We start from the raw sequence: 24,536 nt of genomic DNA, 5'->3' as shown, positions 1-24,536 counted from the left end.
GGACAAATGGTATTTAGCCGCGGTGTGGTCTTCGGAGGGTTCTCCGCCGGAGTGCGTCACGACACGCTGCCGGGCGTGTCCGTTCCCGATTCGTCCGCGGGCGTCGGCTCGTTGCCGCGTCCCGACTCCGTCCCGGCCCGGGAAAAAGCCGCGCGCGATTCCTCGGGCCTTCCCGACTCCGCCGGCCTGTCCGTCGGCGGTCCGCTTGCCCTCGGCGCCGATTCGTCGGCGTTCTCCGGTTTGGGCTCGCCGTTGTTTCCGGCCGATTCGCTGGCGGCGGACAGTGTGGAGCGCAAGCCGTTTCTCGACGATGTGATTTCTGGCAATAACGAAGACTCGCTGATCTACGATCCGCGCCGCAAGCTCGTCTATATTTACGAGAAAGGCGACGTGAAGTATCAGGACAAGAACCTGAAGGCCGACTTCATGAAGATCGATATGGAGAGCAAGGAGATTTTCGCGCACGGACGGATGGACACGGTGGCGGGCAAGCCCACGAGGCCCGAATTTCTGGACGGCTCGTCGAGCTACGAGATGGATACGATCACCTACAACATCGAGACCGAGAAAGCCCGGATCAAGGAGGTGTCGACGCAGGACGGAGAAGGCTATCTGCTCGGAGCCCGGGTCAAGAAGATGAAGGACAATACGGTCAATATAGCCGGAGGAAAGTTCACCACCTGCGACGCCGATCATCCTCACTTCTATCTGGCCATGACCAAAGCCAAGATGATTCCCGGCAAGAAGGTGATCGTGGGTCCTTCTTATCTGGTCATGGAGGACGTGCCGATTTATCCGCTGATGTTGCCCTTCGGCTTTTTCCCGACGACGAGCGGGCGGCAGTCCGGCTTCATCGTGCCTTCGTGGGGCGAGGAGAACCAGAAAGGTTTTTTCCTGCGCGACGCCGGATATTATTTCGCTTTCAATGATTATATCGATCTGACCGTGCTCGGCGGTATCTATACGTTCGGGTCGTGGGAGGCCAGCGTGGCTTCGCGTTACACGAAACGCTACAAGTATTCCGGCTCGTTCAACGTCCGCTTCTCGAAGGATATCATCGGCGAAAAAGGCGACCAGAACTACATGAACATGAACAACTACAACGTAGTCTGGACGCATCAGCAGGACCCCAAGTTCCGTCCGAACTCCTCGTTCTCGGCCAGCGTGAACTTCTCGTCGAGCGGCTACTCCAAATACGGCTCGCAGACCATCGGCGAGTACCTCAATACGCAGACCAACTCGAGTATCGCCTACTCCAAGTCGTGGGCCGGCACTCCGTTCTCGCTGTCGACGAACTTCTCTCACTCGCAGAACTCGCAGGACTCGACCGTTTCGCTGAGCTTCCCGAACGTGGTGTTCAACGTCGCTCGCATCTATCCGTTCCGGCGCAAAAACGCGTCGGGCAAGCAGCGCTGGTACGAGAAAATCTCGCTGAGCTATACCGGTACTTTAGGCAACAACGTGACGGTCAAGGAGAGGGACCTGTTCACGTCGGCGATGTTCAAGAAGATGAAGAACGGTGTCAATCACCAGATTCCTATCTCCACTTCGTTCAATCTGTTCAACTATCTGAACATCAGTCCGTCGGCCAACTATCAGGAGCGTTGGTACTTCCGTAAGATCGACCGTGTGTGGGACCCGGTCGCCAAAACGGATGTGCCCGGAGATACGACGACGGGCTTCTACCGCCTGTACGACTATCGTTTCTCGGTCAGCGGTTCGACCAAGATCTACGGCATGTTCCAGTTCAAGAAGAAGGACGGCCTGATCCGGGCGATCCGCCACATGCTGACGCCTACCGTGAGCTTCAACTACACGCCCGACTTCTCCGATCCCAAGTACGGCTATTACAAGTGGGTGCAGAGCGATACGCTCGGAAACATGAAACAGTACTCGCCCTTTTCCGACGGACTTTACGGCGTGCCGGGATCGGGACGGAGCATGGCGATCTCGTTCGGCCTCTCCCAGACGCTCGAGATGAAGGTGAGGGACAACCGCGATACTTCCGGAGTACGGAAAATCAAGGTGATCGACAACCTGAGCATCAGCTCCTCGTACAATTTTCTGGCCGACTCGATGAATCTCGCTCCCTTTTCGATCTCGCTGCGCACGACCCTCATCAAGAACCTGGGGCTCAACATCAGCGCCACGCTCGACCCGTACGATCTGGACGCCAACGGGCGACGTATCAACCGCTTCATGCTCCGGCGCGGCAAATTGGGGCGGCTGACGAGCGTCAGCACTTCGTTCGGTTACTCGTTCAACTCGCCCGGGAACGGCAGTTCGTCGTCGCAGCCCGCGATGAACGACATCAACAGCGGGGGCGCTCCGCCTCCCGAGTACGCCGACATGTTCGCCCAACCGGGCTTCAACGATCTGGACCCCAATACCCGGCGGCAGATGATGTCGTCGAGCTATTACGACTTCAATATCCCGTGGAACATCGGGTTCAACTACAGCTTCAGCTATTCCAAGCCGGGGCTGACGGCCACGGTGGTTCAGACGCTCGGCTTCAACGGCAGCGTGAACCTGACGCCCAAGTGGGGCGTTACCTTCAACGCCGGATACGATTTCAAGGATAAGAAACTTACGCCGGGTACTTTCACGCTGACGCGCGACCTGCATTGCTGGCAGATGCACTTCAACTGGGTACCTATCGGTTTCCGCAAGAGCTGGAGCTTCACGATCAACGTCAAGTCGGCCATGCTCAAGGACCTCAAGTACGACAAGAACAGCAGCTTCTACGACAATCTTTACGACCGGTAAGGCCGTGCGCGAAATTCGTAAACTATTAAACCCTTAAGCACATGATAAGAACGTTAATAATCAGTTGTATGGCAACATCCCTGACGCTCGGCGCGTCCGGCGCGGACGTCAATCCGCTGCTCGTCGAGTCGACGGCTCCCCACGGAGCTCCGCAATTCACGCAGATCACGAACGAGCATTACAAGCCGGCTTTCGAGCAGGCCGTGCGCGAGGCTCGCGCCGACATCGCCGCGATCGTCGGCAACGCCCAAGCTCCGACATTCGCCAATACGATCGAGGCGCTCGAGTTCAGCGGCCGTCGTCTGGACCGCATCTCCAATATTTTCTTCAACCTGAACGAGGCGCATACGAACGATACGATGCAGGCTCTCGCGCTGGAGCTTTCGCCCATGCTGACCGAGTTCAGCAACGACGTAAGCCTCGATCCGAAGCTGTTCGCCCGGGTCAAGGCGGTTTACGATCGGCGGGAGTCGCTGGGGCTGAACGCCGAACAGAGGCGATTGCTCGAAAAGACCTACAAGGGGTTCGCCCGCAGCGGCGCGGCCCTTTCCGACGAAGACAAGAAGATATACCGCGAACTGACCGCCCGTCTCTCGGAGCTGAGCCTTCAGTTCAACCAAAACTCGCTGGCGGCCACGAATGCCTTTACGCTTCATGTGACCGATCCGGCCGTCGTCGGGGAGTTGCCCGACTTCGTCCGCGAGGGCATGGCGGCCGAGGCCAAGGAGCGCGGGCTCGACGGATGGGTCGTCACGCTGCAGATTCCCAGTATGGTCCCGTTTATGACTTATTCGTCGAATCGCGCCCTGAAAGAGAAACTCTGGCGAGCTTATAACACCCGCTGCGTGGGCGGCGAGTTCGACAACTCCGCCATTGTCGAGGAAATTGCCGACAAGCGTCTGCAGCTTGCCGGTCTGCTTGGATACGAGACATATGCCGACTACGTGCTGGAAGAGCGTATGGCCGAGAGCTCCCCGACGGTCAACGCCTTTCTGGCGGAACTGCTCGACCGGGCGGTCGAGGCTGCGCGCCGCGATGTGGAAACCGTGGCCGGCTACGCCCGCGCTCAGGGCTTCGACGCCGAGCTGATGCCTTGGGACTTCGGCTACTACTCCGAGAAGCTCAAGCACGAGCGCTACGAACTGAGCGAAGAGCTGACGAAGCCCTATTTCCAGTTGGAGAACGTACGGCGGGGCATGTTCGAGCTGGCGAACCGTCTGTACGGGATCACGCTGCGCGAAAATCCGGAGATTCCGGTCTATCATCCCGACGTGAAAGCCTACGAGGTGTTCGATGCCGACGGGAGTTTTCTGGCCGTTCTGTATATGGACTTCTTCCCCCGCGCCTCGAAACGCGGCGGAGCATGGATGACCGAGTTCCGCCAGCAGGGAGTCGAGAACGGCGTCGAGACGAGGCCGCTGATCTCGGTGGTCTACAACTTTACGAAGCCGACCGACAGCCTGCCGTCGCTGCTCACGTTCGACGAGGTGACGACGATGCTGCACGAGTTCGGCCATGCGTTGCACGGCATTTTCGCCGCCGGAACCTATCCGAGCCTGACCGGAACGGCCGTCTACCGCGATTTCGTCGAATTGCCGTCGCAGATCATGGAGAACTGGGCCTACGAGAAGGAATTTCTCGACCTGTTCGCGGTCGATTACCGTACGGGCGAGAAGATGCCCGCCGAGCTGATCCGGCGGATACTCGACGCGAAAAACTATCTGGCCGCCTACTCGCATATCCGGCAGGTGGCCTACGGCCTTTGCGATATGGCTTGGCACAGCATCTCCGAGCCGGTGAAGATGCCGGTCGTCGATTTCGAGAAGAAAGCGATAGCCCGGGCTCAGGTACTTCCTTACGTCGACGGGCAGTGTACCTCGACCTCGTTCGGCCATATCTTTTCGGGCGGCTATGCGGCCGGGTACTACAGCTACAAGTGGGCCGAGGTGCTCGAGGCGGACGCTTTCTCGCTGTTCAAGGAGAAGGGCATTTTCGACCGTGAGACGGCTGCCTCGTTCCGGGAGAACATTCTCTCCAAGGGCGGAAGCGAGCATCCGATGAAGCTCTATGTCCGCTTCCGCGGCCATAAGCCCGACACGCAAGCGCTGTTCGACAAAATGGGTATCGAGTAGCCGAGGCCGGTTTCGAAAAACCGAACGAACGGATAAGAATGCCTCGAAAAAGGCATTCTTATTGTTTTTATATCGGATGTCCGGCCGGCGGCACGGCACATGGAATTGTACGTTTCTGCGAATCCGGCCGTCGGATGATCCGGCCGCCGAGACGATAGATAAGAGATTGACTATGAATATCCGATTATGGAGCCTGACGGTCGCCTGGCTGCTTTTCGCAGCTTGCTCGGACCGCAACGCGGAGCTCGCTCCCGACTATTTCTCCGGCGAGATCGCCGGTACGTCCGACTCCCTCGTCTTTCGGGACTGCGCGACTTCGGTCGATTATCTGTTGAGCGAAAAGGGAGCCTATCGGGACGTGACCGCACGGTACGGCCGTCTGGCGGGTCCACGCCGCCGGGTGTATCTTGCCTGCCGGGCGCATGTCGATTCCGATACCGTCCCGGACGGTTCCGCCGTCCGGCGCTTGGTGATCGACCGTCTGATCGCGTTCGGCGAGGCGGGCGGATGCGACTGGCAGTATCAGCTGTCGGGCGTGTACGAGTCCGACGATCCTCGGCACAGACAGGTGCTGCGCCTTCGTCCCGACCGGACTTTCCTGCTGACCCGTTTCGGCGACGGGACCGAATCGCACACGACCGGCTCTTGGGGACTGGCCTCGGAGCTGGTACTGCTGCTCGACTGCGAGGCAGGTAGTCGGATGTCTTTCCAATTGATTCCGGACCGGCAGGCGTTGCTGAGCGACGACCGGACGCTCTCTTTTACGAAAGTGTATCTCTGATTCGGGCGCGGCTGTCTTTCCGCTTGCCGTCGGCGCCGCTCGGCTCGCCGGTTTGCTTTCGGTACGTGTCGTTACGGCTGTTCCGCGATTTGTTGCCGATGAGATTCCGCTCCGGCGGGTCTTGTCGTTGGGGCGAGAGCGGATCGTCGGCCGTGCTGCGTGGCGGATTTTTCGATTCGTAAGTCTGTTTTCGGTGTGTGTGTTTGCAGTTGTCTCTCGGGGATTTCCGGCGGGTTCCTGCTGTCGGAACGAGAACGTGTTGCCGGCAGCGTCGCGGGCGGGCTTTCGTATTCCGGCCGCAGGCGATCGGCGATTCGTCGGTCTGTTCGGCGGCCTGCTCGCGTTTATCCGTTTCTTTTTGCCGAAAGTGTTGCGTTGCCGGTTGACAGACGGTTTCCGGTCGTGGAATTGCGGACAGGCGATGCACTTGCCCTATGCGAGGCGCGGAAACGACGGGCGACGGCGGGTTTTGAGCAGGAACCGGCCACGGCTGTTTTGCGCGATGGCCGGACTCGCTCCCTGTCTTTTCTCGGTCCGAGATCGACTTGTCCGGACTTGTCCCCGGAGCGTAGCGGACGACGGAGCCGGATGCCTCGGCATCTTTCGTTTACGTCGTTCGCCGGGACGGCTTGACGGCGAAACCGTCGAGCGTCCGGCCGGCAGTGCTCGCATTGCTTCGTCTCATGATGGGGCCGGGCCGGAGAGGGCAATGGACAGTTATATACTTCAGCGTACCGAGCATGTTCGCATCCGGAATTTCAAACGACCGTTGGCCGCGATTTGCGGTCATAAGCTGCCTATTCGATTAGGCTTCTATTGGGCGGGTCCCCTCCGTCGAAAGGGGGCTGCATACGGGAAGGCCGGAAACATCGGGAACTCGAAAACCGGTACAATACAGCATATAATCGGGGAAAAAACGAAAATCGCCGGCCACTCATGTGGCCGGCGACTCTTATTTTCGTAGCGACGGAGATTACAGCTTGTACCCGTCTCTGTACTGGTAGTGCGTCAGCTTGTCGGCTTCCGGGTCGTGCATGAACTTTTCGACGATCGGGTTCCAGACGACAGGCCGCCCCAGCTCGTTGGCGATGTTGCCCAGAATGCACATCGTGTTCGAGCTGTGTCCCACTTCGACCGGCACGTTCGGGTCGATGCGCGAGCGGATCGAATTGATGAAGGTCTGATAGTGCCCCACTTGCGTTTCGTAGGGTACGTCGCTCTCTTTTTTCTTCGTCTCGGGCATGAATTTCGGGTCCGAGGCAAGGAACTCGCCGCGGCACACCTGTATCCACTCTCCGTTCTCGCCGTAGATCTTGACGCCCTGCTTGCCTCCGTCGAACTCCTGCTCGGTCACCCGGGTGCCGTTGTCGTAGAAATAGGTCAGATGCTCGTAGGGACCGTACCCGGCGGGTATGATTTTGACGGGACCGTTGCGGTCCTTGCCCATGGCCCATTGCGCGATGTCGAACATGTGGGCTCCCCAGTCGGTCATCAGGCCGCCGCCCATGCCCTTGTACCAGCGCCATGCGCCCCAAAGCTGCTCGTTCTGCTCCGGCTCGAGCGTGATGACCGGGTTCAGGTCCGAATTGTAATATATCGTTTCGGGCAGCGGGCCGAGCCATTTGTCCCAGTTCAGCCCGGCGGGAACTTCCTGTCGGGGCAGGGTATAGGGGGTGGGGGAGCCTCCCACGTGCACCTTGATCAGCTCGATGCGCCCCAGCTCGCCTTCGCGGACCAGGTTGGCCGCATGGATGAATTCGGCATCGGACCGCTGCTGGCTTCCCACCTGCAGTATCCGGCAGTGTTCGCGCACGGCCTTGCGCAGTTGCTGTCCCTCGTATATGGTCAGCGTCAGCGGCTTTTCGAGGTAGACGTCCTTGCCGGCCCGGCAGGCTGCGATCGCGATCAGCGCGTGCTGGTGGTCGGGTGTCGCGATCACGACGGCGTCGATGTCGTCCCGCGCGAGCAGGTCCTGATAGTCCTCGTACAGGTCGACCTTGCATTTCTGCCCGTGCTCGGCGTAATATTTCTTCACGCGCTTTTCGAAGCGGGCTCTTTTGACGTCGTAGACGTCGCATCCTGCCAGCACGCGGACGCCGTCGATCGTAAGGAAGCCCGCCAGCAGGTGCATCGCCTGTTGACCGAGACCGATGAAGCCGATGCCGATCGTATCGTTGGCCGAGCTTTTCTTTTTCGCGGATTTCGGGGCGGCAGCCAGAGCCGACGGCATCAGTACGGCTCCTGCGGCTCCCAGCGCCGAGACTTTCAGAAAGTCGCGGCGGGTCAGTTTGGATTTCTCATTCATATCGTTCAGATTGGTATAACGGTTTTATCCGCCCAAGTTAGCAATTCGGACCGAGAATTCAAAATGATTTCGCCGCCGGGGGGCGGCTTGTTGCATGAGTGCTTTCTCTTTGCTATCTTTATCCGAAGTATCGGGCGAGGATTTTCCCTGTGCGGCGCGGTGACGGGCTTTTCTCTTGCACGGGGACGTCGGGCTCTGCCGGAAAGCACGGTCCGGAATCTCGATCGTCGGTCCGCGGGGATCGGAGTTCCTGTGCGGCGGCGGAGCAACGGCGATGCGCTTGCCCGGTATTATGTGAACCGAAAAACTCAACTCTATGAAAAAACTGCTTTGCATGTTGATGGCAGCCGCCGCCTGCGCGGCGTGCGCTCCGAAGGAGCCGCCCGTTTCTTTGATTTTCGATACCGACATGGCTCCCGATTACGACGACGTAGGCGCGCTGGCCGTGCTGCACGCGCTGGCCGATTCGGGCGAGGCGCGTATCCTCGCTACGGTTTCGTCGAACAGGCTCGAGACGACCGTACCCTGCATCGATGTGATCAATACTTATTTCGGCCGGGAGGAAATTCCGTTGGGGGCGCCCAAGGGCGAGGCCGTCAGTCAGGATACGTGGCACAAGGGCCTGCGGTGGACCTCCGAGTTGCCGGCCCGGTTTCCGCATCGCACGGGAAGCGCCTCGCAGGCCGAGGATGCGGTGGCGGTATACCGCCGTGCGCTGGCCGGCGAGCCCGATACGAGCGTGGTCGTCGTGACGGTCGGATTCTTCACCAATCTGCGCGACCTGTTGCTTTCGGGGCCCGATTCGCTCAGCGAGCTCACGGGCCGCGAGCTGGTGGAACGGAAGGTGAAACGTTTGGTCTCGATGGCCGGCCATTTCCCGGAAGGGCTCGAGTTCAACGTGATGATGGATGCTCCGGCCGCGGCCTATGTCATGGAGCATTGGCCTTCGCCGGTGATACTGAGCGGTTTCGAGATAGGCGAGAAGATCATCACCGGCCGCCGTACCGCTGCCGAGGGACCTGCCGACAGCCCCGTGGCCGAGGCGTACAGGATGTCGCTTCCGCAGGATAACCCGGCCGGTCGCAACAGTTGGGACCAGTCGGCCGTACTGGTGGCCGTTCGGGGACCGGAGCCCGGATTCGGGCTCGAGCACGGCACGCTGACGGTCGATCCTTCGGACAGCACGGACCGCTGGACGCCCGATCCCTCGGGCCGTCATGCCCGGCTGACGTTCCGTCAGTCGCCCGAACAGATCGCCGAACAGATCGAGTCGCTGATGATGCACCGACCCGTGTGCGGTCGGTAGCTCCCCGGCCGAGTCGGCATCAGGGAGATTCTGCAAAACGGAGGCTCCGGGTACGCGAGGGCTTTCGGGAAGGCTTCCCCGGACCGGACCGTCGAGATCGCCCGGTCCGAGAGCGGGGCATATCTCTGTTTCCGGAGCAACGGCCTGAGCGGGACTGTCCGGCAGCGGGCATGGATTTGTCCGGAGAGCGGAAACGGCCGCGACCGTATTTGCCCGGACCGGGTCCGGCGGTTTCCCTTGTAACTTTCGGAGCGAGGAAAACGTTCCATTAGTAACGATTCAAATCGGTTGATGCGATGAAAAAATGGTTGATTCTGCTCGTCTGCCTGTCGTCGGGCGCTTATGCTCCGGCGGCGCCGGACGGTCCCTTCGAGGACGATTATTACGCCGAATACATGGACGGCGATTACGACGACTTGTATAAGTACGGTTTCCGGATGAACAATTATGCGTCCGTCTACAGCGACCGTTTCGTCGTGTCGCTTGCCCGCGAGTACGGGATGCCGCGGGCCGATCTGCGTTATTATCTCCGTAAGGGCTATTCTCCGAGCGACCTGTTGTTCGGTCTCGAGCTGTCGCGGCGGGCAGGCCGTTCGTTGCGCCGGATCATGGAGCTTTATTACGGCAGTCCGGACCGTAACTGGACGGTCGTTTCCATCCGGTTAGGCTTAGGGCCCGGTTCTCCGGCTTTCGGTCTGATACTCGACCGTTTCCGTTCCCAATGTCGTTTTTGGGAGGATTATTATGTCCGGCGGAATCCGCATCGTCATCCTCCCTTGTATAAGCACTCATGGTCGTATTTCCGGCCTCACGCGCCGCATGGCCGTCCCGCACGGCCTCATTTAGGGCCGTTTCATCCGGGGCCGGTCCGGATGCCCCGCGGCGAACAGGCGTCTCCGCCCGTTCCGGGGAAAGTCCGTCGCGATAACGGACGTAAACCCCGCACGCCGGATTACAGGCGTGGCGGAACGGTCTCTCCCGAAAAGCGGCGACCCATCGCCGAACCCGCGAGGGGGACCCGCCCGTTGTCGCCGCCCCGTCCGTCGCGTGCGGCGGACGATCCTTCCGTTTCCCGTCCCGGACCGCGCGGCGCGAGGCCTGCGGCCGACCGCTCGAAAAGGGACGGTTATCGTCGCGGCGGATCATCCGGAGCCCGCCATGTTCCTGCGTCCGAAGCGAAAGGCTCTGCTGCCGAGACGAACAAGCCTGATCGCCGTTCTTACCGCCGATAGGGGAGCGATAGCCGGACAGCGCGGTCTGTGGCGCCGGCCGGGACGGTTGCGCAGTGCAGGCGTTCCGGCCTTTCGGAACGTCGCGCCTCGCATGTCGACCGACGACAGTTGCGCCCGGCTATTCGGATGGCCGGTATGCGACAGAGTTTCCTGTTTCCGGTCGGGCCGTTGCGATAGGTTGTGCGATCTCGCAACGGGAGCCGGATTTGGCCGAGATAGGCTGCGTTTCGTACGACCCGTCGTTCCGACTTGAAAACGAGCGGCCGTCGGATCGGGCTACTCGACGATCCGGATACTCAGGTTGCGGATTTGCAGTCCGGCGTCGAAAGTGCCGGGGACTTCCCACCCGAAGTTCATGCCCGTCAGCTCCAGATCCTCCGGCATGGTATGGACGAACTGTCCTTTGGCCTGCATGGCGGCGACGCCGCGCCGGATCAGCGGCAGCAGATCGAGCCGGGCGCTGTGCCACTCCCGGTCGTGGAACGAGACGTCGCCCCAGATGCTGCGGGGCGGAATCGCATAGATGTAGGTCGCCGTGCCGATGTCCCATTGCACGTACTCTTCGTCGCTCAACCGTTCGTAACGGTAGTCGAACGACGGCACGCCGACCCAGAGCGACAGCCCGTAGTCGGGCGACCGGGGATTCGTGTTGCGCATGAAAAAGTAGAAAGGCGACTGGGCCGTATGCAGGCTCTCGTCGTATTGCTCGTCGCTCATCCTCCGCTCGCAGTGCTCGATGCGCAGGTCCATGGCGAAATAGAGATGCCTGATGCGCCCGATGTTAGGCCGGTGCGTGAAATCCTGCTGGATCAGCAAGTGAGGCCATGCGCCGTCGGCGGTCCGGGGGCTCCGGTACTCGGTGCTGGTCGTGATATCGAGCGTCAGCGTTCCGTCCGCCGAGCGGACGATCCGCTTCCCTTCGTTGGCATACGCGACGCTTCCGTCCGCCTGCCGGACCGGAGGAGTGCCTCCCAGATCGTACCGGCTGGCCCATTGGGCCATTTGCCAGACGGGTTTTCCGCTCCTGCGTCCGAAACGGATCGTGTCCGTGTTGGTCTTTTCGAATCCGCCGTTGTTTTGCACGATCGCGGGCCAAAGCGGCGAGATCGCCATGCCCCTTCGGAACTGCGGGTCGCCCAGCACTTCTCTCCCTTTCGTTTTTCTTTCGTTCGTTCCGCGGCCGCGCGGGTCGGATTCCGGTTCGTTGCCGTTTGCCGCCGTCAGGCAGGAAAAGGCCGCTATGGCGGCCCATAACATTTTGTTTCGGATCGTCATCGTCTTGCGTAGTTCGGGTTGGATCGGGCGTTCTCCTCGCTCTCGCGTATAAAGTGGAGAGCGAGAAGAAACAGCACGGTAAATATAACGATTCGGTTCGGAATATCCGCTCCGCAGACTCGTGTTTTTCGAGTCGGCGTTTTTTGTCTGTCGTGATACGGGGAGCGCTTGCCGATGCCCTCGTCTTTTGCGCTTATTGTTTCGGCGCGTCGGGAGTCGGACCGGCCGCGCGACCCGCCCTTCCGCCGTCCGGCCGTTCGTCCGCTTGCGGATTGCTCGCCGGAGGCGTCTCGTCGGATGCCGTTGTCCCGTCAGTCTGCTCGTCCGTGTCCGTCCCGCTTGCGGCGGCCCTGTCCGTTGCATTCGCGTCGGCCGACCGGACGGTCTCCGGCGCGGGCTGCGGCTGCATCCATCGTTGCAGGTCGGTTCCGGCCGGGCTTTGGAACAGAACCAGATCGAAATCGGGAACTACGGCGATCACATGGTCGAACAGGTCGGCCTGCACGCCCTCGTAGGCCACCCATTCCTTGATCGAGGAGAAGCAGTAGATTTCGATCGGAATTCCGGTCGGTGTCGGTTGCAGGTGCCGTACCATGCAGGTGAGTTCCTGGTTGACGACCGAAAGGGCTTTCAGATAGTTATTCAGATAGGCCCTGAACAGGGTCAGATTGGTCAGCCGATACAAACCGGCCTGTCGCGCGCCGTCCGGCCCGGTCCGGGCGGACGTTTCGGCTTTTTTCTCATGTTCGGCGATGAAGTCGCTCACCAGCGGGATTTTCCTGTACCGCTCGATCGCTTCGGGCGTGCAAAAGCGCACGCTGCTCATGTCGATGCTGATAGAGCGCATGATGCGTCTTCCGCCGGACTCTTCCATCCACCGCCAGTTCTTGAACGAGTCGCCGGTCAGCACGAACGGGGGGATCGTAGTGATCGTGTTGTCGAAGTTCTCGATCTTCACCGTGTTCAGCGTCACTTCCAGCACCGTCCCGTCCACGTTGTACTTCGGCATGCTGATCCAGTCGCCCGGCTTGAGCATCTTATTGGCCGAAAGCATGATGCCCGATACGAACCCGAGGATCGAGTCCTTGAAGATCAGCATCAGGATGGCGGCCGATGCGCCCAGCCCGGCCAGCAGGTGCAGCGGGGACCGTCCGACGATAAGGCCGATGATGACGATGCCTCCGACGAAAAACAGGCTGACCTGCAGGATCTGAAGCATTCCCTTGAGAGGCCGGTCGTGCATTTCGTCGCGTCGGTTCAGGAAAGCGAACGTCACCTTGAGCAGGGCGTTGAGAAGCATGATGATGATGATGATAACGTAGACCAGACAGATCGTCTGTAGCACCGCGGGCGTGTGCGAGCGGGCCGGGAAGGCCAGCGGAATCAGCAGATAGACCAGTATGACCGGGATCAGATCGGAAAACTTGCGCAGCACCGACCGTTCGACCAGCACTCCTTTCCATTTCTTGTCCGCCTGTGCGGCGATCCGCTTCCCGACGCCGAGAATCAGAAACCGGCAGACCAGGTCCGCAGCCCATGCGATCAGTACGATCAGCAGCAGAATGATCGCCTGATCCAGCAGGTCGGCGGTTTCGGGGCGTATGCCCGCTTCGGTCAGCATTTCGTGCGCCCACTGGGTGAGGCGGCTGTCTTCGTTCATAGGATGCCTGTTTCGGCCGTTCGGCCCGTAATTGCCGATGCAAATACTTTGCCGTGAACGATTTTCGCATCGGGTCCGTACCGAAACAAGAATTTTGGTCAAAATTGCCTGTCGGACGGGAAGATTTTCCAGCCTCTTTTTGTATTTTTGCCAGTAAGGACAATACTACCCAAACTTCGTTTCGATGAGGAAAAGAATCAAATGGCTGATTACCGCCGCCGTGCTGCTCGTGGCTGCCGGGGCGGGTTGTTACAATCTGCTGCGGACCCCTGCCGCCGAAGAGGGGGCGGGGGGAGCGGGTCCCGCTGCCAAGGGCGGCGTGCTTCATGTCAACGCGCTCGTGATCCGTCCGCAGCATCTGACCGACGACATTTTCACGACCAGTACCCTGCTGCCCGACGAGGAGGTCGATCTTTCGTTCGAGACCTCGGGCAAGATCGTCTCGATCGATTTCGAGGAGGGCACTCCCGTAAAAAAAGGACAATTGCTGGCTAAGGTCAACGACAAGCCGCTGCAGGCCCAGCTCTCCAAGTACAAGGCTCAGGTCAAGCTGGCCGAGGATCGGGTTTACCGTCAGAGCACGTTGCTCGAAAAGGATGCCGTGAGTCAGGAGGCTTACGAGCAGGCGCGGACCGAGCTGGCTACGCTGAACGCCGACATCGAGCTGTGCGAGGCCAACATCGCGTTGACCGAGTTGCGCGCTCCGTTCGACGGGATCATCGGTCTGCGCCGCGTCAGCGAGGGGGCCTATGCGTCGCCTACGGTCGTGGTTGCCAAGCTGACGCGCATCGCTCCGCTCAAGATCGAGTTCGGCGTGCCCGAGCGCTATGCGTCCGAGATCAGGCCGGGAACACCGCTCTCCTTTACCGTCGAGGGGAGTCTCGAGACGTTCCGCGCCAAGGTGTACGCCGTCGATCCGAATGTCGACGAGCAGTCGCGCACGCTTTCCGTGCGCGCGCTCTATCCCAACGACGGGCAGCATTTGTTCCCGGGACGTTTCGCCAGCATTCGCATACAGGTCAGCGATATACCCGAGGCGATCGCCGTTCCGACCGAGGCCGTCGTGCCCGAGATGGGCGTCGACAAGGTCTTCCTTTATAAAGGCGGCACGGCGCGTCCGGTCGAAATCAAGACCGGCATCCGGACCGACTCGGTGATTCAGGTTGTGCGCGGCCTCTCGCCCGGCGACACGCTGATTACTTCCGGTACGCTCCAGTTGCGCACCGGTTTGAAAGTCAAGCTCGACAATCTTCGATAAACCGGCTGCCCTATGAACATTTCCGAACTGAGCATCCGGCGGCCCGTCATGGCGACGGTGCTGACGCTGATTATCCTGCTTTTCGGCCTGATAGGCTACACCTCGCTCGGCGTGCGCGAGTATCCGAGTGTCGACAACCCGATCATTTCGGTCAGTTGTTCCTATCCGGGGGCCAATGCCGACGTGATCGAGAACCAGATTACCGAGCCGCTCGAGCAGAATATCAACGGTATTCCGGGCATTCGCTCGCTGTCGAGCGTCAGCCGGCAGGGCTCGAGCCGCATCACGGTCGAGTTCGAGCTTTCGGTCGATCTGGAGACGGCGGCCAACGACGTGCGCGACAAGGTGTCGCGCGCGCAGCGCTATCTGCCGCGCGACTGCGATCCTCCCACCGTGTCGAAGGCCGACGCCGACGCGTCGCCTATTCTGATGGTGACCATCCAGAGCGACAAGCGGTCGCTGCTCGAGCTGAGCGAGATCGCCGATCTGACGGTCAAGGAGCAGTTGCAGACGATCAGCGACGTGAGCAGCGTCGAGATATGGGGCGAGAAGCGTTACTCGATGCGCTTGTGGCTCGATCCCGTCAAGATGGCCGGCTACGGCATCACGCCCGTCGACGTGAAAAACGCGCTCGACCGCGAGAACGTCGAGCTTCCCTCGGGCAGCATCGAGGGCAATACGACCGAGCTGACGATCCGTACGTTGGGCCTGATGCATACGGCTCAGGAGTTCAATGATTTGATTGTCAGTGAGGAAAATGGCCGGATCATCCGTTTCAGCGACATAGGCCGGGCCGAACTCGGTCCGCAGGACATGCGCAGTTACATGAAGATGGACGGCATTCCGATGGTCGGCGTCGTCGTGATTCCGCAGCCGGGAGCCAACCATATCGACATTGCCGACGCCGTCTACGAGCGGTTGAGAACGATGAGCAAGGATTTGCCCGAAGACGTCGTCACGCGCTTCGGATTCGACAATACGAAGTTCATCCGCGCCTCGATCGACGAGGTGAAGGAGACGGTCTACGTCGCCTTTTTGCTCGTGATCGTGATTATTTTCCTGTTCCTGCGCGACTGGCGCGTGACGCTGATTCCGTGCGTCGTGATCCCGGTATCGCTCGTCGGGGCGTTTTTCGTCATGTACGTAGCCGGCTTCTCGATCAACGTGCTGTCGATGCTGGCCGTCGTGCTGGCCGTCGGTCTCGTCGTCGACGACGCGATCGTGATGACCGAGAACATCTATATCCGTATCGAGCGGGGAATGACGCCCAAAGAGGCGGGAATCGAGGGATCGAAGGAAATTTTCTTCGCGGTCATTTCGACGACGATCACGCTCGTGGCCGTCTTTTTCCCGATCGTTTTCATGCAGGGTACGACCGGCCGCCTGTTCCGCGAGTTCAGTCTGGTCGTGACGGGCGCCGTGCTCATTTCGGCTTTCGCGGCGCTGACCTTCACTCCGATGCTGGCTACCAAGATGCTCGTGCGGAAAGAGCGGCAGAGCTGGTTCTACCGGGCGACCGAGCCTTTCTTCGACGGGATGAACCGCCTCTATGCCCGGACGCTGGCGGCATTCATGCGCCGGAGGGTCGTGGCCATACCGGTCGTGCTGCTGACCGTGGGGATGATCTGGGTGCTCTGGAGCCGTATCCCGTCCGAGATGGCTCCGCTCGAGGACCGCTCGTCCATATCGATCAACACGCGCGGGGCCGAGGGGATCACCTACGAGTACATGCGCGACTATACCGAGGACATCAACCGTCTGGTCGACTCGCTCGTCCCCGAGGCCGAGGCCATTACGGCCCGCGTGTCGAGCGGGAGCGGCAACGTCCGGATTTCGCTTCGGGATATTGCCGACCGCGACCGCTCGCAGATGGAGATCGCCGAGGAGTTGTCGAAAGCCGTCCGATCCAAGACGATGGCCCGTGCTTTCGTGCAGCAGCAGAGTACGTTCGGAGGCCGCCGTGGCCAGATGCCCGTGCAGTACGTGCTGCAGGCGACCAATCTCGAGAAGCTCCAGCAGGTACTGCCCGGATTTATGGCGAAGGTCTACGAGAGCCCCGTTTTCCAGATGGCCGACGTCGATCTGAAGTTCAGCAAGCCCGAGGCCCGCATCACGATCAACCGCGACAAGGCCGGTCTGATGGGAGTCAGCACGCGTGACATCGCCCAGACGTTGCAATACGGCCTCAGCGGCCAGCGCATGGGCTATTTCTATATGAACGGCAAGCAGTACGAGATTTTGGGCGAGATCAATCGTCAGCAGCGCAACAAGCCGACCGACCTCAAGTCGATCTACGTGCGCAGCGAGGCCGGCGAGATGGTGCAGCTCGATAACCTCGTGTCGCTGCAGGAAGCCGTCGCACCGCCGCAGCTCTATCGCTACAACCGTTTCGTTTCGGCTACCGTATCGGCCGGACTGGCCGAGGGGAAGACGATCGGGCAGGGCCTCGACGAGATGGACCGCATCGCGCGCGAGACGCTCGACGACACGTTCCGCACGGCGCTGGCCGGCGATTCGAAGGAGTTCCGCGAGAGCTCGTCGAGCCTGATGTTCGCTTTCGTGCTGGCCATCGTGCTGATCTATCTGATCCTCGCCGCGCAGTTCGAGAGCTTCAAGGACCCGCTGGTGATCATGCTCACCGTACCGCTGGCGGTGGCCGGGGCGCTCGTGTTCATGTATGCGGGCGGGCAGACGATGAACATATTCAGCCAGATCGGCATCATCATGCTGATCGGGCTGGTGGCCAAGAACGGTATCCTGATCGTCGAGTTCGCGAATCAGAAGCAGGAGTCGGGTCTTGCCCGCGGGGAGGCGATCGAGCAGGCCGCGTTGCAGCGCCTGCGCCCGATTCTGATGACCAGCGCCTCGACCGTGCTGGGACTGATTCCGTTAGCCGTGGCTACCGGCGAGGGAGCTGCCGGCCGCGTGGCGATGGGTGTGGCCGTCGTCGGCGGCATGCTCGTCTCGACCCTGCTGACGCTTTACATCGTTCCGGCCATGTACAGCTATATTTCCACCGACAGACACAAGAAGAAAGCATGAGAAGATTCCTGTCGCTGACTTGGGCGCTGTGCGGCTTGTCCGTCTTGTCCGCGCAGACCCCTTATACGCTGAAGTCCTGTCTGGAGACGGGCTTGGAGCGCAATTACTCGATTCGCATCGCCCGCAACGAAGAGCGGATCAGTTCGTCGAATGCGACCCGGGCGGCAGCCGGGGCTCTGCCGACGCTCGATCTTTCGGCAGGCTACGACGGAGCGCTGTCCGATAGCCGCACCCGTCCGCGAGCCGGAGAGACGTCCTCCGAAAACGGGGCGTACGACCAGACCGTGTCGGCGGGGCTCGACCTCGAGTGGACGATTTTCGAGGGTTTCCGCATACGGACCGATTATCGCCGCCTGCAGGAGCTCAAGGCTCAGGGCGAGCTGGAGACGCGCATAGCGATCGAGGATTTCGTCGCTTCGCTGGCGGCCGAGTACTACAATTTCGTCCAGCAGAAAATCCGGCTCAAGAACTTCCGCTACGCCGTGTCGCTTTCCAAAGAGCGGCTGCGCATCGTCGAGGCGCGTTACCGGATCGGCAGCTTCTCTCGTCTGGACCTGTTGCAGGCACGGGTCGACTTCAATGCCGATAGCTCGCAGTACATCACGCAGCAGGAGCTCGTTTTCGCTTCGCGTATCCGGCTCAACGAGCTGATGGCCGTCGATAGCGTCGACAGGCACATTCTGGTGCTCGACTCGCTGATTCGGGTCGATGAGACGCTCGACCGCCGGGAACTCGAGGATCAGATGCTGCGCGCGAACTCCTCGCTACTTCGCTCGGCCCGCGAGCAGACGCTGGCCGAACTCGATCTGCAGACGCTTCGCTCGCGCAATTATCCCTATCTGAAGCTCGGCGCGGGATACGGCTACTCGCTGAATCGCTACGGCAGCGGCTCGACGCTTCAGCGCCGCACGCTGGGTCCCGATGCCGGCCTGACGCTCGGCATGACGATTTTCGACGGCAACCGCCGCCGCGAGCAGCGCAATGCCCGGATCGAGATCGACAACGCCCGGTTGCGGACCGAACAGCTCGAGCTGTCGCTGGAGGCCGACTTCTCGAATTTCTGGCAGGCTTACCGCAACAACGTGGAGCTGCTCAAGCTCGAGGAGGAGAACCTCGTCGCCGCGAACGAGAATTACGAGATCGCCATGGAGCGCTATCTGCTCGGCGACCTGTCGGGCATCGAGATGCGCGAGGCCCAGAAAAGCCTGCTCGATGCCGAGGAGCGGATTCTCTCGGCCCAGTACAATACGAAGCTTTGCGAGATTTCGCTGCTCCAGATCAGCGGCGGCATACTGCACTACCTCGATTGATCCTTTTTCGCAGGTACTGATCCGGTTGTTTTCGCATCCGACTTGCGTTTGTGACCGCATGGCAGCGAAAGCGCCGGGTAGGCAGTCCGAGGTTTGGCTGCAGATGGCTCGGCGCAGCGGGACGCTCCGGCGGTTCTGCCGCTCGGCATCCGGCGGCGAGTATCTTCTCTTGTTCGTTTTCTCGGGCGTTCTTTGTTCGCCCGGCAACTCCGGCTTATTTGTCGGTTGCGCGGCGAACAGTCCCGCGACTGTCCGAAAATCCGGGCCGATTCGCGGCCTTGGACCGTGAATGGCCGTTGTGCAAGGAAAACCTCTGCGCGGGGCGTTTCCTGTACGGGCCGAACCGTGCCGCGAACCGTCGGGCAGAAAGGGGAGCGGCGCGGGCGTTTCCCGTTTGGTATCCGAGTTGCAGGATTCCGGCCGATGCAAACGGAAAAAGTCATGAAGGCATACGAACTGTTCGACAACGCTCCGCGTAAGCGTTACGAGTTCCGTATCGACGGGCTGACTCCCATGATAGAGTATGCGAAGCCCGCGGACGGCGTGATCGTTCTGACCCATACCGAAGTTCCCCGCGAACTGGCCGGACGAGGCATCGGGAGCCGACTGGTCGAAAAGGCGCTCGCCGACATCGACCGGCAGGGCCTGAGGCTGATTCCCCGGTGCTCGTTCGTGGCCGGGTACATTCGGAAGAATCCCCGGTGGGAACGGATCGTCGCGCGGGAGTGACGGCAGGTCGGCGCATTTGCCTTCTTATGGATGAATTTGAGCGATCATGGAAATAGTCAGGGAATATACCAACGGCGAGCTGACCGTGATCTGGAAGCCCGGTCTCTGCACTCACGCCGGAGTCTGTGTCCGGATGCTTCCTCAGGTTTACAGGCCCCGCTTGCGGCCGTGGGTCGATCCGACCCGGGCGACGACGCGGCAGCTGATCGAACAGATCGAACGCTGTCCGTCCGGCGCCTTGAGCTACCGGCTCGGGTGCGGTTCGTCCGGTCGCTGAACGGTCGGGCTTGCGGCGGGTTCCGTGTTTTTTGCCGGAAAGTTTCGGGTCGGGCGGCGTTTGTCGTCCGATCTCGCTATCTTTGCCCGATGAGCCATCAAATCCGTCGAGCTATGAGAATCGTTTTCCTCTCCGTTATCCTTTCGTGCGCTGCTCTCGGCGCCGGATCGTCGGGCGTCGTCGCACCGGACGACGCATGTTCCCTCGTTGCGGAGTATGCCGGGTTTTCCCGGCCGAGCCGAGGCCGCTCGTATGCGAAGGACGCATGGAACGTCTATTACAGGGGGTGGAAGGTGGACGGCGCCTCTGCCTCGTCGTTCGAGGATTTGGGAGGCGGCTACGGCAAGGATGCGTGGAGCGTCTTTTTCGAGGGAGTGAAAGTGGACGGCGCCTCCGCCTCGTCGTTCGAGGGTCTGGGCGGAGGGTACGCGAAAGACGACTGGAACGTGTTTTACCGGGGCAAAAAGGTGAAGGACGCTTCCGCTTCGTCGTTCGGGAGCCTCGGTGGCGGCTACGGCAAAGACGACTGGACGGTTTTCTTCCGGGGAGGCAAGGTGCGGGAAGCCTCGGCATCCTCATTCGAGTGTCTGGGCGGCGGTTACGGCAAGGATGCGTGGAATGTATTCTACATGGGGCGCAAGCTGGAGGGAGTTTCTCCGTCCGCGTTCCGGATGCCGGGCCGAAGATAGCGCGCCGTTGAGCCGTGCGGAAATAAAAAAGCGCGGCTAACACATGGCTCAATCGCCACAAAAGCGATTAGCCACATCCCGGTAAAATTATTGTCCGTTCTTCTGTCGCGTGCAGGCCGGTTCAGCGCGCTGTCCCATAGAGGCTTGTATATAGCCGCGAACGGGCGTTCCGACGTCCGGGATCGGAGACGGCGGCGTTTTTTTTGCCGAACATGGTGCGAACGGGAAAATAATCCTTACCTTTGAGCAGTAAACAACGCGAGTTCATTCTGATCCTTATCTTCCTTGCATTTCCCGGGCGCGTTCCTGCTCCGGTTCTTTCATCGTTGAAATCGACCTTTATAAGCTTTCCTTGTTTCGGCAGTAAACGGCCAGAGTAAGTCTCACGGCGGAGACCGAAGACGGCTTATGTCCAATTCAACGATGCAACGCGAATGAAATCATTCTTTGCCGGCGAGCGCAAGCCCGGCTTCACGTCTCTTGTTTCTGAAGGCTCTTGTCTTTCCGGCCGGGCGAAAGGCGTCCTGCCGGGTCGGGGAAGCCGGAAACAATCTCTCCATTTTTATCGGGTCGCCTCGGGCGGCCGATCACTAAAAACGTCCGCGAATGCGGACCCGAAATCATTATGACATTTAACGAACTGAACATGGCGGAGCCTATTTTGAAGGCTGTCCGCGAAAAAGGATACGACGAGCTCACGCCCATTCAGCAGCGGGCTATTCCGATCGCCCTGCGGGGCGCGGATATTCTCGGAATCGCCCAGACGGGCACGGGCAAGACGGCGGCGTTCGCCCTGCCCCTCTTGCAGAGACTGGTCGAGGAACGATCCCTCGAACGGGAACCGTCGGCCGTCGCGGGAGAGACCGTTCCGCTCCGGCGCGAGCGGAGGGGAAGGTCGCACGGGAAAAGCGGCCGCCGTGCTATTCGGTCCCTCGTTCTGACCCCCACGCGGGAGCTCGCCCTTCAGATCGGCGAGTCGTTCGCCGATTACGGAAAGTATACGGGCCTGAAGCACGCGACGATTTTCGGGGGAGTCAAGCAGGGGCCTCAGACGGACAGGCTCCGCCGGGGCGTCGATATTCTGATCGCCACTCCCGGACGTCTGCTCGACCTGATCGCTCAGGGAGAGGTCGAACTCGGGAACCTGTCGCATTTCGTGCTGGACGAGGCGGACCGGATGCTCGACATGGGCTTTATCGCCGATATCAGGCGCTTGTTGCCGTTGCTTCCGGTCCGGCGCCAGACGCTTCTTTTCTCGGCCACCATGCCCCGGGATATCGTGGCTCTGTCGGGCTCCGTCTTGCGCGATCCGGTACGGGTCGAGGTAACGCCCGCTTCTTCCACCGTCGATAGGGTGGACCAGCGCGTCTACTTTGTCGAGAGACCGGAAAAAAAGAGCCTGCTGGTATCGGTGCTCAGAAAGCAGGCGGACAAGTCGGTGCTCGTTTTCTCGCGCACGAAGCACGGTGCGGACAATATCGCCCGCATGCTGAAAAAGGCCGGTATCCGCAGCGAAGCGATCCACGGAAACAAGTCGCAGGGGCAACGCCAGAGGGCCTTGGGCGATTTCAAGTCGGGAAAGGTGAAGGTCATGGTGGCCACCGACATTGCCGCACGGGGCATCGACGTCAGCGAGCTCCATACCGTTATCAACTACGATCTGCCCGATGCGGCCGAGACCTATGTCCATCGTATCGGCCGAACCGGCCGGGCGGGCCGCTCAGGCGTAGCGCTCACGTTCTGTTCGCAGGACGAGCACGCGAAGGTCAGGGATATCCAGAAGCTGACCGGCAGAAAACTCGAGACGGTGTCTTGCACCGCCTGATCATTTTATCCATTCAAAACTTTTCTATGGCAGGATCACAATCGTTCGGAAAAAGAGAGAACGAAAAAAAGAAGCGGGCCAGGCGCCTCGAAAAACAAAAGCGGAGGGAGGAACGGCAGGCCGGCGGTCCCAGTTCGTTCGAGGAGATGATCGCCTATGTCGACGAAAACGGGCGGATAGCCGATACCCTGCCCGAAAAAAGCGGTAGGGAGGAGGTCAGGCCGGAAGACGTGCCGATCGCTACGCCCAAAAGGGAAAGTTCTGTTCCGGAGATGCTTACGGGCCGGGTCGAGCATTTCAACGAGAGCAGGGGATACGGTTTTATCAAGGATATGGAATCTTCCGAGAAATATTTCTTTCACGTTTCGTCGGCTCCCCCGGACATTGCCGAGGGCCATATCGTCGCTTTCGGAACGGAAAGAGGAACCCGGGGGATGAATGCGGTGAGCATAACGAGAACGAAATAGAATAACAAGTTACGGATTTAAAAAACGAAAAAATGAACATTTACATTTCCAACCTGAATTTCGCCACGAAAGACGAAAGTTTGCGAAACTTATTCGCGGGATACGGCGACGTGTCGTCCGCTAACATCATTACGGACCGCGAAACCGGTCGTTCGCGAGGATTCGGCTTCGTCGAGATGCCCGACGAAACTCAGGGCCGGTCGGCTATCGACGCTTTGAACGAGACCGAATTCGAAGGCAAGGTCATCACGGTCAACGTGGCCCGTCCGAAAACGGAGCGGAACGACCGGGGCGGATTCGGCAACAACGGAGGCTACGGCAGAAGACGGTATTGATCCGTCCGGTCCTCCGGATTTTCGAGCGGTATGTCTTTCATCGAAGGACATACCGCTTTTGGTATTGTTTCTGCCTGGTAAGCGTGGGGGCGCACGGCAAATCCGTGCGTTGCCGGTTCGGGGGAGATAGATGTCCGAAGCGGGAAAATCGCGGTTCGGTTTTTTCATCTTCCCGTACCGATTATTTTTTGCGAATGAAGGCAACGTCGCCTTCGCTTAATTTTTCAGAATAATGGTTATAGGATATCTCAGGGTTAGTACGGGCAAGCAGAATCTGGCTAACCAACAGAATGAAATCCGGCGTTTCGCCGACAGTAAGGATTTCGTAATCGACAGCTGGGTCACGGAGGTGGTCAGCGGCCGTAAGCGCGAGCGCGACCGCAAACTTGGCACTCTTCTCAAGCGGATGAAGCCGGGAGACACGCTGATCGTGACGGAAATTTCGCGGCTGAGCCGGACGCTGACGGACATCATGGCTATCATGGGCAAGTGTCTGGCCCGGGAGATCAATCTCTATACAACCAAGGAGGGGTATTCGTTCGACAATACCATCAACAGCAAAGTCCTTTGCTTCGCTTTCGGACTGGTGGCGGAAATCGAGCGCAATCTGATTTCCATGCGAACCAAGGAAGCCTTGGCCCTGCGCAAGGCGGAAGGAATGGTCCTCGGCCGTAAAAAGGGCAGCTTTACGAAACAGAAGGTGTTGATCGACAATCAGGAGGAGATCGTCCGCATGCTGGAGCAAGACAAATCGATCACCGACATATGCAAACGGTTCGGGCTCTCGCGGGATACGTTCGCTAAGTTCCGGAGGAAGTATCCTGCCGTACAAAGGGCGCTTTCGGATAAGGAAAAGCGACGAGTGCAGCAATTCAGGAAAAACAGATTGTGACCAGACAAGCCTGTGCTTACCCCGACCCCGTGTTCCATACCCGGGGTTTTTTGTCGCACGTTTACCGTTTTCCTATTCGGTTTCACGACTTGATGGCAAATTCGCATGGCAAAAATAGAAAGCACTCGCAAATTCTTTTGCCAGTGCTCGATTTTCCAGTGACTCCGATAGTATTTTTAAGCCGGTTTTATGGGTGAATTTATTATGTTTAACGATTTTACACACAGTGTAATACATTGTTCTTTCAGGTAATTT

The 24,536-nt window shown here is 59.8% G+C and carries 18 protein-coding genes; 15 read left to right on the top strand and 3 right to left on the bottom strand.

Features of this window, described 5'->3' with window-relative positions; genetic code table 11:
• The first annotated feature begins 6 nt into the window (after positions 1-6).
• The 3 genes from NQ491_RS03330 to NQ491_RS03320 all read left to right on the top strand — a co-directional run bounded on the left by NQ491_RS03330 (position 7) and on the right by NQ491_RS03320 (position 5,679).
• The gene (locus NQ491_RS03330) at positions 7-2,766 is read left to right on the top strand and encodes a putative LPS assembly protein LptD (RefSeq protein ID WP_074431098.1); all 2,760 of its coding nucleotides are present in this window, start codon (positions 7-9) and stop codon (positions 2,764-2,766) included.
• 68 nt (positions 2,767-2,834) lie between these two features.
• Positions 2,835-4,898, top strand: a complete 2,064-nt coding sequence (locus NQ491_RS03325) for a M3 family metallopeptidase (protein WP_019244742.1) — start codon at positions 2,835-2,837, stop codon at positions 4,896-4,898.
• Positions 4,899-5,070: 172 nt separating this feature from the next.
• The gene (locus NQ491_RS03320; RefSeq protein ID WP_147524903.1) at positions 5,071-5,679 is read left to right on the top strand and encodes a hypothetical protein; all 609 of its coding nucleotides are present in this window, start codon (positions 5,071-5,073) and stop codon (positions 5,677-5,679) included.
• Between the two features lie 973 nt (positions 5,680-6,652).
• Here NQ491_RS03320 and NQ491_RS03315 read toward each other — a convergent pair.
• Complete coding sequence (locus NQ491_RS03315; RefSeq protein WP_019244744.1) at positions 6,653-7,984, bottom strand: Gfo/Idh/MocA family oxidoreductase; 1,332 nt, start codon at positions 7,982-7,984, stop codon at positions 6,653-6,655.
• 316 nt (positions 7,985-8,300) lie between these two features.
• On the opposite strand from NQ491_RS03315, the gene NQ491_RS03310 reads away from it, so the two are divergent.
• Together NQ491_RS03310 and NQ491_RS03305 are read left to right on the top strand one after the other, a co-directional pair.
• Entirely contained in the window at positions 8,301-9,290 is a 990-nt protein-coding gene (locus NQ491_RS03310; protein WP_019244745.1) for a nucleoside hydrolase, read from the top strand.
• 296 nt (positions 9,291-9,586) lie between these two features.
• Positions 9,587-10,522 carry a chromosomal replication initiator protein DnaA gene (locus NQ491_RS03305; protein WP_019244746.1) on the top strand — a complete coding sequence of 312 codons (936 nt, stop codon included), beginning with the start codon at positions 9,587-9,589 and terminating at the stop codon, positions 10,520-10,522.
• Positions 10,523-10,798: 276 nt separating this feature from the next.
• Here NQ491_RS03305 and NQ491_RS03300 read toward each other — a convergent pair whose 3' ends face one another.
• The gene (locus tag NQ491_RS03300) at positions 10,799-11,797 is read right to left on the bottom strand and encodes a hypothetical protein (protein ID WP_019244747.1); all 999 of its coding nucleotides are present in this window, start codon (positions 11,795-11,797) and stop codon (positions 10,799-10,801) included.
• Between the two features lie 193 nt (positions 11,798-11,990).
• Complete coding sequence (locus tag NQ491_RS03295; protein WP_019244748.1) at positions 11,991-13,457, bottom strand: mechanosensitive ion channel family protein; 1,467 nt, start codon at positions 13,455-13,457, stop codon at positions 11,991-11,993.
• Positions 13,458-13,641: 184 nt separating this feature from the next.
• On the opposite strand from NQ491_RS03295, the gene NQ491_RS03290 reads away from it, so the two are divergent.
• From NQ491_RS03290 to NQ491_RS03245, 10 genes are all read left to right on the top strand, one after another.
• Positions 13,642-14,715, top strand: a complete 1,074-nt coding sequence (locus NQ491_RS03290) for an efflux RND transporter periplasmic adaptor subunit (protein WP_019244749.1) — start codon at positions 13,642-13,644, stop codon at positions 14,713-14,715.
• A gap of 12 nt (positions 14,716-14,727) precedes the next feature.
• Positions 14,728-17,757, top strand: coding sequence for an efflux RND transporter permease subunit (locus NQ491_RS03285; RefSeq protein ID WP_019244750.1), 3,030 nt, complete (start codon positions 14,728-14,730; stop codon positions 17,755-17,757).
• On the top strand, positions 17,754-19,067 hold the full coding sequence (locus tag NQ491_RS03280) for a TolC family protein (protein ID WP_019244751.1): 1,314 nt from the start codon (positions 17,754-17,756) through the stop codon (positions 19,065-19,067). The genes NQ491_RS03285 and NQ491_RS03280 overlap by 4 nt, the downstream gene beginning before the upstream one ends.
• 441 nt (positions 19,068-19,508) lie before the next feature.
• Positions 19,509-19,796 (top strand): GNAT family N-acetyltransferase, encoded by a 288-nt coding sequence (locus NQ491_RS03275; RefSeq protein WP_026089479.1) that lies wholly within the window; start codon positions 19,509-19,511, stop codon positions 19,794-19,796.
• Positions 19,797-19,842: 46 nt separating this feature from the next.
• On the top strand, positions 19,843-20,073 hold the full coding sequence (locus NQ491_RS03270; RefSeq protein ID WP_019244753.1) for a (4Fe-4S)-binding protein: 231 nt from the start codon (positions 19,843-19,845) through the stop codon (positions 20,071-20,073).
• 113 nt (positions 20,074-20,186) lie between these two features.
• On the top strand, positions 20,187-20,762 hold the full coding sequence (locus NQ491_RS03265; protein ID WP_019244754.1) for a DKNYY domain-containing protein: 576 nt from the start codon (positions 20,187-20,189) through the stop codon (positions 20,760-20,762).
• 625 nt (positions 20,763-21,387) lie between these two features.
• Positions 21,388-22,587, top strand: a complete 1,200-nt coding sequence (locus NQ491_RS03260; protein ID WP_026089480.1) for a DEAD/DEAH box helicase — start codon at positions 21,388-21,390, stop codon at positions 22,585-22,587.
• Between the two features lie 26 nt (positions 22,588-22,613).
• Entirely contained in the window at positions 22,614-23,054 is a 441-nt protein-coding gene (locus NQ491_RS03255; RefSeq protein WP_019244756.1) for a cold shock domain-containing protein, read from the top strand.
• Positions 23,055-23,086: 32 nt separating this feature from the next.
• The gene (locus NQ491_RS03250; RefSeq protein WP_019244757.1) at positions 23,087-23,389 is read left to right on the top strand and encodes an RNA recognition motif domain-containing protein; all 303 of its coding nucleotides are present in this window, start codon (positions 23,087-23,089) and stop codon (positions 23,387-23,389) included.
• 232 nt (positions 23,390-23,621) lie between these two features.
• Positions 23,622-24,281, top strand: coding sequence for a recombinase family protein (locus tag NQ491_RS03245; RefSeq protein ID WP_019244758.1), 660 nt, complete (start codon positions 23,622-23,624; stop codon positions 24,279-24,281).
• The last annotated feature ends 255 nt before the right edge of the window (positions 24,282-24,536 follow it).

Origin of the sequence: Alistipes ihumii AP11, from assembly GCF_025144665.1 — a bacterium.
Taxonomy (GTDB): domain Bacteria; phylum Bacteroidota; class Bacteroidia; order Bacteroidales; family Rikenellaceae; genus Alistipes_A; species Alistipes_A ihumii.
This window is presented reverse-complemented; position numbering and strand designations above follow the sequence as displayed.